This window comes from Bacillus sp. ILBB4 (assembly GCF_035064545.1).
Classification (GTDB): Bacteria; Bacillota; Bacilli; order Bacillales; family Bacillaceae_H; genus Priestia.
Window position 1 is genome coordinate 19,833 of record NZ_JAIQVD010000018.1, and the last position, 14,910, is coordinate 34,742.

Genomic DNA, 14,910 nt, shown 5'->3' on the forward strand with positions numbered 1-14,910 from the left:
CCTTCTAAAAAGGGTACATTTTAAGTAGAAAACATACTGGAAGGTGAATAAAATGAGTATTTCAATTCAAGCAAATAAAAGAACGGATTTCAAAAATTCTACAAATAGAAAGATTCGCGACGAAGGAAACTTCCTAGCGGTTGTTTACGGAAATAAAACAGAATCCACACCTATTTACTTAAACAGTGCTGATTTTATTAAGACTATTCGTGAAGCAGGACGCAATGGAGTGTTAACATTACAAGTGGATAAGCAAAAATATTCCGTAATGTTACATGATATTCAAACTGATCCATTAAAAAACGAAATTGTCCACGCCGATTTCCAAGTGGTCGACATGAAGAAAGAAATTGATACTGAAGTTTCTTTATCTCTAGTAGGAGAAGCAAAAGGAACAAAAGAAGGCGGCGTATTACAGCAGTCTCTATATGAAATTTCATTAAAAGGCTTGCCGCAGGATATCCCATCGTCTATTGATGTAGATGTATCAGATTTAGGAATTAATGATACAATCACAGTAGCGGATATTAAGGTAGATAAAAAGCTAGAAATTACGCATGATGCAGAAGATACAGTTGCTTCTGTGCTACCTCCTCGACAGGAAGAAGAGCCGGACAGCGGCGAAGTTCAGGATGCTGAAGGCGATGTTGAAGCAACAAAAGAAAAAGATAACGAAGAATAATATAAAAAGACGTAACCAAAAGGTTACGTCTTTTTGTGTGAATTGATTATAATAAAAGTGATACTATATAGTAATGTAAAACATTAAAGACATTTACCTATTATGTACAACTTACATAGAGTGGAAAGGAGTATCTATTTTGAAATTAATCGTTGGTTTAGGGAATCCTGGAAAAGAATATGATCGTACCCGTCATAACATAGGATTTATGGCAATTGATAAAATTGCTGAACAGTTTATGATTTCATTAGATAAAACAAAGTTTAACGGAATATATGGAACAGGTATAATAAAAGGAGAAAAAGTCATATTATTAAAGCCTCTAACATATATGAATTTATCAGGAGAAAGTATTCGCCCGTTAATGGACTATTTTGATATAGACGTCGAAGACTTGCTTGTTATTTACGATGACTTAGATTTACCGTGCGGAAAAGTAAGATTGCGTACAAAAGGAAGTCCGGGCGGCCATAACGGAATAAAATCAATTATTCAGCATTTAAAAACCCAAGAGTTTAACCGAATTCGTATTGGAATTGATCGTCCGAAAAACGGTATGAAAGTAGTTGATTACGTACTAGGGCGCTTTACAGAAGATGAAATGGTTCATATGGAAGAAGCGATGAAAACGTCTGTACACGCGAGTGAAGATTTTTTAGGTAAACCGTTTTTAGAAGTAATGAATCGCTATAATTAAGTAGAATAAAATTTCTCTCAATCGTCCATACTAACACTAAAAGATTTGGGAGGATTTGTATGTCTATTCATTATTTCTGTAGACATTGTGGCGCAAAAGTCGGTATGATAGAAAAGACAGCTCACAATACAGAAGCACTCGGTTTTAATCACCTAACCGCAGATGAACGAAAAGACTTTATTCACTACCATAATAGTGGAGATATCGTGGTTAAAATTATTTGTGAAGACTGTCAAGAAGCGCTAGAACGAAATCCAGACTATCATCAGTACGAAACATTTATACAATAAAAAGCTTTGGTCTCAAACCAAAGCGTTTTTCTGTTTAGTTTAGACATATCATGGGAGGAGGGAATTCCTTTGCGAGGGATTAGACAGCAATTTGAAGAAAATAAAGAAATTGGAGCTGTTGTCAGCAGTTTAGAAGAAGGTTTGAAAGAACAGTTAGTAACGGGAATTTCCGGTTCAGCTCGATCTGTATTAATGGCACTCTTAAATGAGGATAAAAAATACCCCTTATTAGTAGTGACTCATAATTTATATCAAGCTCAAAAAGTGTATGAAGACCTTTTGCATCTTTTACCGGAAAAAGACGTTTTCTTATACCCTGTTAACGATTTAGTTGCTACAGAAGTGGGGATTGCAAGTCCAGAATTAAAGGCTCAGCGAATTGAAGTACTCAATTATTGGAGTCAACATACAGGTGGAGTAGTTGTAACACCGCTTGCAGGAATTCGAAAGCTGCTGCCTCCTAAAGCAAGATGGGAGCAAACGCAGCTGCCTTTTCAAATGGGAATTGACATCGACGTTGATCATTATTTAAAAAGGTTAGTTGAGTTGGGTTATGAGCGGGCATCGATGGTTTCAGCTCCGGGTGAGTTTAGTGTGCGCGGAGGAATCATTGACATTTATCCGTTAACAGAAGAGCTACCTGTCCGAATTGAACTATTTGATACGGAGATTGATTCCATTCGTACTTTTACAATCGAGGATCAACGCTCTCAAGAGCAGTTAAAAGAAATTTCAATCGGCCCTGCTACGGAAATCATTGTGAACCGAAATGAAGTGGCCCAAGGAATTGAAGAACTAGAAGCACAGCTGGCTTCGACGCTGCAACAAGTGAAAAACGCAGCGCTAAAAGCTACCTTAACAGAAAATATTAAAGGTGAAATTGAACAGCTGCGTCAAGGTCAACTTCTTGAAAATATGTTCAAGTATTTATCATTCTTCTACGAATCGCCTGCTAGTTTACTAGATTATTTACCAGAAGGCGGCCTTGTCATCTTTGATGAGACAACTCGAATTCAAGAAACGTCTGATCAGCTTGAAACAGAGGAAGCTGAATGGATAACAGAATTATTAGGACAGGGGCAAATTGTTCGAGACGTTCAATTATCTCATAAGCTCCCATCTCTTATTCAGCGAGCAAAACATCAGTTTTTATACTTATCGTTATTTTTGAAGCACGTATCGTATACGAGTCCGCAAAATATTATTAATATTTCATGTAAGCAGATGCAGCAGTTTTACGGCCAAATGAACTTATTAAAAAATGAAATTGAACGTTGGAAAAATGCTAATTATACGGTAGTCCTCTTAGGAGCAGATAAAGAGCGCGTGAAAAAACTCGAAGGTGTGCTAGCAGATTATGATATTGATTCATCTATTTTAGATGGAAATGGTCAGCTTGTGCCAGGTCTTGTTCAAATTATTGAAGGCGATTTACAAATGGGCTTTGAACTGCCGATGCAAAAATTAGCTGTTTTAACCGAGGAAGAATTGTTTAAAAAACGGGTAAAGAAATCAAAGCGTCGTCAAAAGCTTTCCAATGCAGAGCGTATTAAAAGCTATTCAGAGTTAAACGTAGGTGACTATGTCGTTCACGTGAACCACGGTATTGGCCGTTATTTAGGAATGGAAACGTTAGAGATTAACGGTAATCATAAAGATTATATCCATATCAAATATGAAGGCTCTGACAAGCTGTACGTTCCTGTTGAACAGATTGATCAAGTACAAAAATATGTAGGCTCTGAAGGGAAAGAGCCAAAAGTATATAAACTTGGCGGAAATGATTGGAAGAAAGTGAAACGAAAAGTTGAGTCTTCTGTTCAAGACATCGCTGATGACTTAATTAAACTGTATGCAGAGCGTGAAGCAAGTAAAGGTTATGCATTTTCCCCAGATGGCGATTTACAGAGAGAATTTGAAACAGCTTTCCCTTATCAAGAAACCGAAGATCAGCTTCGTTCTGTACAAGAAATTAAAAAGGATATGGAACATGAAAGACCAATGGATCGTCTGCTTTGTGGAGACGTTGGATATGGAAAAACAGAAGTAGCCATTCGTGCTGCGTTTAAAGCTGTGACAGATGGAAAACAAGTGGCTATTTTAGTGCCAACCACTATTTTAGCTCAGCAGCACTATGAAACCATCCGTGAGCGTTTTCAAGACTATCCAATCAACATTGGGCTATTGAGCCGCTTTCGCAGCCGTAAACAGCAGCAAGAAACAATTAAAGGGCTAAAAAACGGGACCGTAGATGTAGTGATTGGTACACATCGTTTACTATCTAAAGACGTGATTTATAAAGATTTAGGATTGTTAGTTATCGATGAAGAGCAGCGTTTTGGTGTAACGCACAAGGAAAAAATCAAACAAATGAAAGCAAACGTTGATGTCCTTACACTCACAGCAACACCTATTCCACGAACATTACATATGTCTATGTTGGGCGTAAGGGATTTGTCTGTTATTGAAACGCCGCCTGAAAATCGTTTTCCGGTTCAAACATATGTAGTGGAGTATAATCCGGTTTTAGTTCGTGAAGCGATTGAGCGTGAGTTAGCGCGTGATGGCCAAGTTTACTTTTTATATAATCGCGTAGAAGATATTGAACGAAAAGCAGAAGAAATTTCGATGCTCGTGCCTGATGCTAGGGTAACGTATGCCCACGGAAAAATGAATGAAACCGAACTCGAAGCGGTTATCTTAAGCTTTTTAGAAGGCGAATATGACGTGATTGTGAGTACAACCATTATCGAAACAGGAGTAGATATTCCCAATGTAAATACGCTTATTGTTAATAATGCTGATAAGATGGGATTATCACAACTGTATCAATTAAGAGGGCGTGTAGGTCGTTCAAATCGCGTGGCATATGCGTACTTTACGTATCACAAAGACAAAGTACTGACAGAAGTAGCTGAAAAGCGTCTGCAAGCTATTAAAGAATTCACCGAATTAGGTTCTGGTTTTAAAATTGCTATGCGTGATCTTTCAATACGTGGTGCCGGAAACTTACTGGGTGCTCAGCAGCATGGATTTATCGATTCTGTCGGTTTCGATCTCTACTCACAAATGCTTAAAGAAGCGATAGAGGAAAGACGCGGGTCTGACGGAGAAAGTGTGAAATTTAATGTGGAAATGAATCTAGATTTAGACGCGTATATTCCTGATCAGTACATTACAGACGGCCGCTTGAAAATTGAGATGTATAAGCGCTTTAGAGGAATTGAAGGACTAGAGGATATTCAAGAATTGCAGGATGAAATGATTGATCGTTTTGGAGAGTATCCGGCTGAGGTTGAGTATTTGTTTAAAGTAGCTGAAACAAAAGTATATGCAACGCAGAACTTAGTAGAATCTATTCTTCAGTCAAAACAAGAAATTTCTATTCTGCTGTCTGAAGAAGCGAGCTCAACGGTAGACGGCCAAAAATTATTCATGCTAGGTGATCAATTTGGCAGAATGGTCAGCTTAGGTATGGAAGGCAAGAAAGTAAAATTAGTGGTTAATGTAAAAGGACTTGCTCAAAAAGAATGGCTCAATATTGTGTATCAGTTAGTAAAAGGAGTAGCCACTGTTAAAAAAGAACAAGTTACCAATTAAAACAGGCAAGACAAAAGTATTTTAGTTAAAGGAAAATCCGAACGATGAATTGAGGTTCTTGATAAAGAATCCAACTCGTTCGGATTTTTTTATTGATAAGGTGAACGCAGGTTTCATGTATGTGGCTGCTTCTAGCTGGTGTCTCAAGCGGTTCACCTCATTTCTCCTATTTGTTCGTCTTTAGGCGAGATAGGTTTAGTTATGTCTCAGCCTCTTTTGTATAGTCAAATAAAAATATCCAAATCCCCATGTTTTGGCGATTTTTTGGACATTTTTTTAATAAAAGCACACTTTTTAACAAAAAAAGAGATGGTTGGTGAATAGAAGTTGTAGAGTGAAGAATACTAACCTCAATAAAGGTGAACCTTTTATCATATAGCCATCAGTGATATTCACCAACTATTTTAATCATCATATGAAAGAGAGGCTTCAATGAATGAAAGCAACAGGTATTGTTCGTCGTATTGATGATTTGGGTCGCGTTGTGATTCCAAAAGAAATTAGAAGAACGCTTCGTATCCGAGAGGGAGATCCGCTAGAGATTTTCGTCGATCGCGATGGAGAAGTTATTTTAAAGAAATATTCGCCAATTAGTGAATTAGGAGACTTTGCAAAAGAGTATGGCGAAGCGCTATACGATAGCTTAGGTCATCCTGTACTTATTTGTGACCGCGATGTATTTATTGCGGTAGCAGGAAGTTCTAAAAAAGAATACTTAAATAAAAACATTAGTTCGTTAGTGGAATCTGTTATGGAAAGCCGCAGTTCTTCTTTAGTAACTGATGGGAAAAACCTGGAATTTGTCGATGGATACGAAGAAAATATTTCTTCTTACACAATCGGTCCGATTATTGCAAATGGAGATCCGATTGGAGCTGTTGTCATTTTCTCAAAAGATAAGTCTCTTGGTGAAGTAGAGCATAAAGCAGCCGAAACAGCAGCTAGCTTCTTATCTCGTCAAATGGAGCAGTAAGCGTAATTATCTTTATTTTACATTATTTACTGAAAAGGTAGCAGTTTCTGCTGCCTTTTTTCATGCTGTCTTACCTTAGAAATAAAGAGAACATGATATAATGGTACGGTATTTTATTTATTGGAAAGTGCAGGATGTTTTATAAGAACAAAGCTCTATTCTATTGCGGTTAGAGGCTAGTAAAAAGAGTTGTTCATATCATTACAAGCTGCAGGTGAAAGGTGTATGAATGCAGAAACAATCAAAGCTCTATTCTATTTTTAACGGCGCCGTTATTTTAACGCTCGCAGGTTTATTTACGAAAATCTTAAGTGCCACTTATCGTATTCCATATCATCATATCGCGGGAGATATAGGGTTTTATATCTATCAGCAAGTTTATCCACTATATGGAATTGCGCTACAGCTAGGTACATATGGTTTCCCTGTAATTATTTCAAAGTTAGTAGCTGAGTATGCAGTAACAAATCGGAGAAAGGAAATCCGAGGAATACTTCAAGTTTCGTTTGCTTTTTTATTTGTAGTAGGCTGCACGATATTTGCGTTCGAATATATTTTCGCAGAAACGATTGCCGAATGGATGGGAGATCGTAAGTTAACAGTTCTCATTCAAATTATTTCATTTTCCTTTTTACTTATTCCGTTTATTGCTGTTATTCGTGGTTATTATCAAGGGTTACATAATATGTTTCCTACAGCGTTGTCTCAAATTGCAGAACAAGTTGTACGGGTAGGGACTATTTTGTATCTGTCTATTTTCTTGATCCAACATGGTTATGATTTATATACTGCAGGGGCGGGAGCTATTTTTGGTTCTATAACAGGCGGTATAACATCCCTTGTTATTTTATTTTTATTTGTTTTTAGAACAAAGACAAATTCTAAGGGAGTATTTCAACGCATAAAAAAAGCAGACATCAAGAGAATATTTAAAATCCTTGTTATTCAAGGCTTATTAATTTGTATTAGCGGTATGGGTCTGCTGTTTATCCAGCTTATTGACTCCTTTACTTTATATTCTAGTCTAACGGCGCACGGCATGGCTGAAGAAGCAGCACAAATTTTAAAAGGTATTTACGACCGTGGTCTTCCGTTGATTCAATTAGGTACAGTAGTAGGTACAGCTTTTTCGCTTTCGCTTGTACCTGTTATTTCTTCAGCCATTGCGAAAAAGAACCTGTCATTTGTGGTTGAAAAAGTTCAGCTGTCTCTCCGTCTATCGCTTGTAGTCGGAGTTGGAGCAGCTTTTGGCTTGATTGCGCTGATGAAACCCATTAATATGCTTTTATACGGTGACTCCCACGGAACGGACGTTTTACAAATTTTGAGCTTGTTAGTTATATTTACAACAGTAGCAGCAACTGCTGGAGCTGTGCTGCAGGGGATGGGCGCTGTTTTCGCGCCTGTAATAGCTGTCATCGCTGGCATGGCAGTCAAACTGATATTGAATCTTTGGCTAATACCAGATTTTCAAACCATAGGAGCAGCCATTGCTTCCTCAACTGGATTCGCTATCGTTGCAGCAATCAATCTATTTTGTCTGTATAAAAAGCTAGCTGTACTTCTTGTTCCGAAAAAGGCGAGTGGAGGTATTTTTATAACGGGCATAGCAATGGTCGTTCTTTTGCAAAGCTATTTATTTTGTTTACATCACTTTGCATGGTCTAATGGTTTAGATATAAGCAAACAAGTGGTTGAAACAGGAGCTGGTGTTTTAATAGGCGGTTTGTTTTATTTGTTTATCATTATGAAACAACATATTTTTACCGAAGAAGAATTACGTTTACTTCCAATGGGAAGTGTTTTAGCTAAATACGTATTAAAAAATCAATTAAGAAGGTGAAGCAATGACAGGTAAAGTAACAGTTATTGGTTTAGGAGCAGGCGATTTAGAACAGCTACCTGTAGGCATTTATCGCTTGCTACAGCAGGAAAAGCATATTTATATGCGCACAAAAGAACATCCTGTAATCAAAGAATTAGAAAGTGAAGGCTTGACGTATGTATCCTATGATGACGTATACGAATCTTATGATGCATTTGAACAGGTATATGAACATATATCAAGTGATTTAATCGATAAAGCTTCAATAGAAGAAGTGGTGTATGCCGTTCCCGGCCACCCTTTAGTGGCAGAACGTACGGTTCAATTACTTTTACAAAAAGGAAAAGAACGAGGCATTCCTGTTGAAATTAAAGGAGGACAAAGCTTCTTAGACCCAATTTTTGGTGCGCTAAAGATCGATCCTATCGAAGGGTTTCAGCTACTAGACGGAACAGATTTAAAGCGAAGCGAAATAGAGTTAACCGGTCATGTTCTAATTGCTCAAGTGTACGATCAGTTCGTTGCCTCAGAGGTAAAGCTAACGCTGATGGAACATGTTCCTGATGATTACCTCGTTTACATTGTAACAGCAGCGGGAAGCAGCGAAGAAAAAATCCAGCCGGTCAAGCTGTATGAATTGGATAGAGAAATGTCGCTCAATAACTTAACGACTATTTATGTCCCTCCAGTAGCAGATGAAACAATTTTATACCATCAATTTGACGCATTCAGAAGGATTATTGCCACGCTCAGAGGACCAAACGGATGTCCTTGGGATCAAAAACAAACGCATGAATCGCTCAAGCGCTATTTGTTAGAAGAGTCTTATGAGTTATTAGATGCAATTGACCGTCAAGATGACGATAATATGATTGAAGAGCTTGGTGATGTATTGCTACAGGTATTGCTTCATGCACAAATCGGTGAAGATGAAGGAATGTTTTCAATTGATGATGTCATTCGCAGTGTTGCAGAGAAAATGGTAAGGCGCCATCCGCATGTATTTGGTGAAGTAAGCGTAAATGATGCAGACGAGGTCTTAAAAAATTGGGATGAAATCAAAAAAGAAGAAAAAGGAGAGGAACCTTCTTCTCTGTTAGCTTCTGTACCTGGGGCTATGCCTTCTTTAATGAAAGCGCATGGATACCAAAAACAAGCTGCAAAAGTTGGTTTCGATTGGTCAGAAGTTGGACCAATGTGGGAAAAAGTACAGGAAGAACTTGCTGAATTCCAAGAGGAAGTACAGCATGCTGATAAAGAAAAAATGAGCGATGAATTTGGAGATATTTTATTTGCTTTAGTGAATATTGCAAGATTCTATAAAATCGACTCTGAAGCTGCATTAGCCAAAACGAATACAAAATTTTTAAATCGATTTCAATATATTGAAGAAAAAGTGAGAGCTTCTGAAAAACCATTTGAATCTTTTTCGTTAGAAGAGTTAGATGAATTTTGGGAAGAAGCAAAAAAAACAGGTTTGTAAAACAGAAAGGTGAGGGAATTATGAGGTTAGATAAATTTTTAAAAGTATCACGTTTAATTAAGCGCCGTACATTAGCAAAAGAAGTATCAGACAAGGGCCGTATTACCATTAATGGAATCGTTGCAAAAGCAAGCACAAATGTGAAAGTAGGAGATGAATTAGCGATCACATTTGGCACGAAGAAAATTACCGTTAAAATAGAGGTTCTTCAAGAAGCAGCTAAAAAAGAAGAAGCAGCTAATTTGTACTCAATTGTCAAAGAAGAGCGTATTTCATCTGAAGTATAACTGATGAAGGCTTGTTCTAAATCACCTTTCTCATTCATATGTTTTAAACAACAGATAACAAGAGCGAATGCTCTTAATGAATGAGGTGGGGATGAAGATATGAGCCAATTTTACGAAACAAGCAATTCAAACAAAGACCATACTCCAAATCATGATTTAGTGATGAAGGGTCGGCGTCTCTTAGATATCACGGGTGTGAAGCAGGTAGAGAGCTTTGACAATGAGGAATTTTTGCTTGAAACAGTGATGGGTTTCTTGTCAGTTAGAGGGCAAAATCTGCAAATGAAAAATTTAGACGTTGATCAAGGAATTGTATCGATAAAAGGAAAAATCTTTGATATAGTTTACTTAGATGAGAACCAATCGGAGAAGGCTAAAGGATTCTTTAGTAAGTTGTTTCGATGAGTTTAAACATTCAGCTCTATACAATGCTTGCGATGGTATCGATGGGAAGCGGTTTAGGTGCTTCTCTCGATACTTATCGTTACTTTGTTAATCGCTCTAAATCACGCCCATGGTTTGTATTTGTGAATGACGTATTGTTTTGGATGGTGCAAGCTCTTCTCATTTTTTATGTGTTGTTTTTAGTGAATGAAGGAGAACTGCGTTTGTATGCATTTCTTGCTTTGTTTTGCGGCTTTGCCGCGTATCAAAGCTTATTTCAATCACTGTATTTAAAAGTATTAACATTTACTGTCTCGAGCGTATTAAGTTTATATCGAGGTGTTTTAACGCTTAGTAATATTTTTTTGGTCAAGCCTATCCGCTTCTTTATTCATATTTTAGTTGTAGTCGCTTTAGGGATCTACCGAGCTGTTCATAAGCTGCTCGTATTCTGTCTAAAGCTTATTTACGTACCGACCAGGTGGGTTCTTTTCGTATTTTGGAGAATGATGCCTAAACCTGTAAAACGATTTTTACATATGGGTTTTCGGTATATAGAAGGAATTTACAATCGTGCAAAGAATATGATAATGAGAATCGTTGCATGGGTGAACACTTTAAAAAACAAGGGGGACGACTAATTCAATGAGTGCGGTACGAAAAAAAAAGGTCGCGAAGTTAAATACTGATTATAGCCATAAACAAGAGCAAATTAAACAAAATACAGATCGAAAGCGTATCGGTTTAATTAGGCGTTTGACTGTTTTCGGAGTGTTGGCCTTAATCATTGGTGGATTGATGGTATCAGCTTTAATTACGCAAACCTCAGCTATTGAGAACAAAAAAGCTGAGAAGGTGAAATTAGAACAGCAGCTGACAAAATTACAAAGCAAGCAAAAACAGTTAAAAGGTGAAATCGTCAAGTTAAATGACGATGATTATATTAAAAAGATTGCCCGCAGAGATTATTTTTTATCAGAAGACGGGGAAATTATCTTTAATGTAAAAAAAGACTAAACGTATGGTTCGTTGACAGTGTATTTTTGCTTTTTGTATAATATAATAAATTGATTTCTTTTATCATTTAAGGAGGAGCATTTTTTTTATGTCAATCGAAGTAGGCAGCAAGTTACAGGGAAAGGTAACAGGTATTACGAACTTTGGAGCTTTTGTTGAGTTACCAGGAGGTTCAACAGGCTTGGTTCATATCAGTGAAGTAGCTGATAATTACGTAAAGGACATTAACGACCATTTAAAAGTGGGCGACGAAGTTGAAGTCAAAGTAATTAACGTTGAGAAAGATGGTAAAATTGGTCTTTCAATTAAGAAAGCGGTAGACAAACCAGAACGTCCAGAAAGACCAGAGCGTCCTGCAAGAGCGCCACGCTCAGACCGTCCACGTGATTCACGCCCACAACGTAATAATAATCGTGGTGGCGGTAATGATTTCCGTACAAAAGAAACATTCGAACAAAAAATGAATCGTTTCTTAAAAGACAGTGAAGAACGTTTATCTTCCCTAAAACGCCATACCGAATCAAAACGCGGTGGACGCGGTGCAAAACGCGGTTAACTTGCTGCTTATATCAAATAGATAGCGAGTTTTTGGAAAGTACCTTTTATTTAAAAGGTGCTTTTTTTATATGGAAAAAAGAGTAGAAAAAAAGCATGTACTGTTGTACATGCTTTTTGATGACCCGTACGGGATTCGAACCCGTGTTACCGCCGTGAAAGGGCGGTGTCTTAACCGCTTGACCAACGGGCCGTTATTCGAGTAGCGGCGGAGGGGATCGAACCCCCGACCTCACGGGTATGAACCGTACGCTCTAGCCAGCTGAGCTACACCGCCATTATACGTTCTCTAAAAGACATTTATAATAATATAAAAAAGCAGGGTTATTGTCAATAACTTTTTTGTTATTTTTATAGACTTTTATTTGCTTTTAAAAAAGAATGATGAGCATAGGCTTTCTCTGAGGCAAACAGTATCTCTGATATTTTTTAAATTGCCATGTAAGATTGTACATCTTTTTGTATAGTTTTCAATATAATACTAGAAAATAGTCGAACGATTATAGGTATTTTGCTAGTCCGTTTGACAAAATTTCACCTTTCGCCGCGATATAATAATGAATAAGTATAATTAGCGGGTGGTGGGAGAATGCAAAAGACGGAAAGAGATTTTGCAAGTCCAACAACAGAGGCGGTATTTAACCGAACTAGATTAGAAATGTCCCGTGTGTTTACAAAGGCGGGTATGAAAACGGAAAAGGTGTTATTTCAATGGGGATTGTTGCTGCTAGTCGTAGGTTTTTTATTAGGACGAGCGTTAATTTTAATGAAAATCATGCCATTTGCTTTGCCATTCTTTGCAGCTGTAATGGCTATAAAGAAAGAAAAAGCACCGCTAGCAAGTTTAGCCGTATTGGCAGGGGCATTTAGTGTTTCCATTCAAAATGGAGGTACCGTATTTGCTACACTATTTGTTTTCTTACTAATTCATCGATTTAGCGGCATACTGACAATGGATCCGTTAAAGAAGCTGCCGTTCACTGTATTTAGCGCGATGTTACTTACAAAACTAACTATTTTTTATGTGTTTACCAAGGAATTCACCATGTATGATTTTACATTTGTGGCAGTAGAAGCAGGGTTGAGCTTTATCTTAACAATGATTTTCTTACAAAGCGTGCCTTTAATTTCATACCGAAAGCGAAAACAATCATTAAAAACAGAAGAAGTGATTTCTCTAATTATTTTGTTGGCATCTGTTATGACGGGGACAATAGGGTGGATGATTTACGGGCTTTCTGCCGAACATATATTATCTCGTTACTTAGTATTAGTTTTTGCGTTTGTATCTGGCCCCACGATAGGAGCTACGGTAGGGGTCGTAACCGGTTTAATTTTAAGTTTCGCGAATGTTTCTAGTTTGTACGAAATGAGTTTACTCGCTTTTTCAGGCTTGCTTGGAGGACTTTTAAAAGACGGTAAAAAGCTAGGCGCAGCTCTTGGGCTGGTTGTTGGTTCATTGCTAATTGGCCTATATGCTCAGGCAGATCAAGGATTGACGACTAATTTGTATGAATCACTGACGGCCGTTGTCCTATTTTTATTAACCCCATCTTTTGTTTTGAAAAACTTAAGTAAACTCGTACCAGGGACATCTGAAAACATGCTTGAACAACAGCAGTACGTGCGCAAGATCCGAGATGTAACAGCGAATCGCGTAGAACAGTTCTCAAATGTTTTTCAAGCACTTTCCAAAAGCTTCACGCAAAATGGATTTTATGATGAAAAGCCAAGCGCGGATAAAGAAGTCGATTATTTCTTAAGCAGCGTTACCGAAAGGACGTGCCAATTTTGTTTTAAAAAAGAACAATGTTGGGCACAGCAGTTTGATACAACCTATGAATATATGAAGGAAATTATGCTTGAAGTTGATAATGGCACTCTTGAACAAAATCCAAGACTAATCCGAGAAATGGACAAACATTGTGTGAAATCGAAAAAAGTCATCGATGTGATTGAGCATGAACTTACGTATTTTAAAGCCAATCAGCACTTAAAAGCCCAAATTCAAGAAAGTAGAAGGATTGTAGCAGAACAGCTTCACGGTGTTTCTGAAGTCATGGGGAATTTTGCAAAAGAAATTAAGCGGGAGCGCGAAAATTTAAATGTACAAGAAGAACAGATTTTAGAAGCTCTTCGTAACTTTGGGATGGAAATCAATCAAATTGAAATTTATAGCTTAGAACCTGGAAATGTAGATATTGAAATGTGGGTGCCATATTGTCACGGAAGAGGAGAATGCGAGAAGATTATTGCGCCAATGCTTACAGATATTTTAGGTGAAAGTATTGTAGTAAAGAACGAAGAATGTGCTAAATATCCTCAAGGCTATTGCCACGTTTCGTTTGGCTGTACAAAAGCGTACGTTGTTGATACAGGCGTAGCACATGCTGCTAAAGGCGGAGGGTTTGTATCCGGTGACAGCTACTCCATGATTGAGCTAAACGCCGGTAAGTATGCACTAGCTATTAGCGATGGTATGGGGAATGGAGAGCGTGCCCACTATGAAAGCAGCGAAACGCTTCAGCTGTTAAAACAAATTTTACAAACAGGAATAGAAGAGACAATTGCAATTAAATCGATTAACTCTATTTTATCGCTGCGTACAAACGATGAGATCTTTTCTACGTTAGATTTAGCGATGATCGACTTACAAGATGCCAATGTAAACTTCTTGAAAATCGGTTCTACGCCAAGCTTCATCAAACGCGGAGATAAGGTGATTAAAATACAGGCAAGCAATTTGCCAATGGGCATTATTGAAGAATTTGAAGTGGATGTTGTGAATGAACAAATGAAGGCGGAAGATTTATTAATTATGATGAGTGACGGCGTATTTGAAGGACCGAAGCACGTTGAGAACTACGAAATGTGGATGAAGCGAAAAATTGGCGAGCTTCAAACAAACGATCCACAAGAAATTGCAGACTTAATTATGGAAGAAGTTATTCGAACAAAATCAGGTTTAATTGAAGATGATATGACGGTAGTTGTGGCAAAACTTCAGCACAATACCCCGAAATGGTCATCGATTCCTTCTTACGCTTATCGTAAAAAAGCACAATAGTTAGATAGAAGTATATTTTATCTCCTCCTCGTCTATCATGTTAATACTGA

13 protein-coding genes and 2 tRNA genes are annotated in these 14,910 nt (G+C 37.6%); 13 read left to right on the forward strand and 2 right to left on the reverse strand.

The features are described 5' to 3' along the window. Nucleotides 1-52 precede the first annotated feature (52 nt). The 12 genes from LAV82_RS29755 (at nt 53) to LAV82_RS29810 (ending at nt 11,794) form a co-directional block, all read left to right on the forward strand. Nucleotides 53-682, forward strand: a complete 630-nt coding sequence (locus LAV82_RS29755) for a 50S ribosomal protein L25/general stress protein Ctc (RefSeq protein ID WP_211079548.1) — start codon at nt 53-55, stop codon at nt 680-682. Nucleotides 683-821: 139 nt separating this feature from the next. Continuing rightward, nucleotides 822-1,379: an aminoacyl-tRNA hydrolase gene (gene pth, locus LAV82_RS29760; RefSeq protein ID WP_052500310.1), complete on the forward strand. Its 558-nt coding sequence runs from the start codon at nt 822-824 to the stop codon at nt 1,377-1,379. A 59-nt stretch (nt 1,380-1,438) separates the two neighbouring features. Next, nucleotides 1,439-1,669, forward strand: coding sequence for an anti-sigma-F factor Fin (fin, locus tag LAV82_RS29765; protein WP_013054869.1), 231 nt, complete (start codon nt 1,439-1,441; stop codon nt 1,667-1,669). Nucleotides 1,670-1,738: 69 nt separating this feature from the next. Beyond that, nucleotides 1,739-5,269 carry a transcription-repair coupling factor gene (mfd, locus tag LAV82_RS29770; protein ID WP_013054870.1) on the forward strand — a complete coding sequence of 1,177 codons (3,531 nt, stop codon included), beginning with the start codon at nt 1,739-1,741 and terminating at the stop codon, nt 5,267-5,269. A gap of 436 nt (nt 5,270-5,705) precedes the next feature. Next, entirely contained in the window at nt 5,706-6,242 is a 537-nt protein-coding gene (gene spoVT / locus LAV82_RS29775) for a stage V sporulation protein T (RefSeq protein WP_013054872.1), read from the forward strand. Between the two features lie 229 nt (nt 6,243-6,471). Further along, on the forward strand, nt 6,472-8,085 hold the full coding sequence (locus LAV82_RS29780; protein ID WP_211079549.1) for a putative polysaccharide biosynthesis protein: 1,614 nt from the start codon (nt 6,472-6,474) through the stop codon (nt 8,083-8,085). Nucleotides 8,086-8,089: 4 nt separating this feature from the next. Then, nucleotides 8,090-9,550, forward strand: a complete 1,461-nt coding sequence (gene yabN / locus LAV82_RS29785) for a bifunctional methyltransferase/pyrophosphohydrolase YabN (RefSeq protein ID WP_499717514.1) — start codon at nt 8,090-8,092, stop codon at nt 9,548-9,550. 20 nt (nt 9,551-9,570) lie between these two features. Then, nucleotides 9,571-9,837, forward strand: coding sequence for an RNA-binding S4 domain-containing protein (locus LAV82_RS29790; protein ID WP_323619467.1), 267 nt, complete (start codon nt 9,571-9,573; stop codon nt 9,835-9,837). Between the two features lie 99 nt (nt 9,838-9,936). After that, nucleotides 9,937-10,242 carry a sporulation protein YabP gene (yabP, locus tag LAV82_RS29795; protein WP_013054876.1) on the forward strand — a complete coding sequence of 102 codons (306 nt, stop codon included), beginning with the start codon at nt 9,937-9,939 and terminating at the stop codon, nt 10,240-10,242. Beyond that, nucleotides 10,239-10,862, forward strand: coding sequence for a spore cortex biosynthesis protein YabQ (gene yabQ, locus LAV82_RS29800; RefSeq protein WP_029325203.1), 624 nt, complete (start codon nt 10,239-10,241; stop codon nt 10,860-10,862). The genes yabP and yabQ overlap by 4 nt, the downstream gene beginning before the upstream one ends. Before the next feature lie 4 nt (nt 10,863-10,866). Continuing rightward, nucleotides 10,867-11,238, forward strand: coding sequence for an FtsB family cell division protein (locus tag LAV82_RS29805; protein WP_013054878.1), 372 nt, complete (start codon nt 10,867-10,869; stop codon nt 11,236-11,238). Between the two features lie 88 nt (nt 11,239-11,326). Continuing rightward, nucleotides 11,327-11,794, forward strand: a complete 468-nt coding sequence (locus LAV82_RS29810; RefSeq protein ID WP_013054879.1) for a S1 domain-containing RNA-binding protein — start codon at nt 11,327-11,329, stop codon at nt 11,792-11,794. Nucleotides 11,795-11,914: 120 nt separating this feature from the next. Here LAV82_RS29810 and LAV82_RS29815 read toward each other — a convergent pair. Beyond that, nucleotides 11,915-11,986: transfer RNA gene (locus LAV82_RS29815), tRNA-Glu, on the reverse strand. Between the two features lie 10 nt (nt 11,987-11,996). Continuing rightward, nucleotides 11,997-12,070: transfer RNA gene (locus LAV82_RS29820), tRNA-Met, on the reverse strand. A 312-nt stretch (nt 12,071-12,382) separates the two neighbouring features. Here LAV82_RS29820 and spoIIE point away from each other — a divergent pair. Continuing rightward, the gene (spoIIE, locus tag LAV82_RS29825; protein ID WP_013054880.1) at nt 12,383-14,860 is read left to right on the forward strand and encodes a stage II sporulation protein E; all 2,478 of its coding nucleotides are present in this window, start codon (nt 12,383-12,385) and stop codon (nt 14,858-14,860) included. Nucleotides 14,861-14,910: the final 50 nt, after the last annotated feature.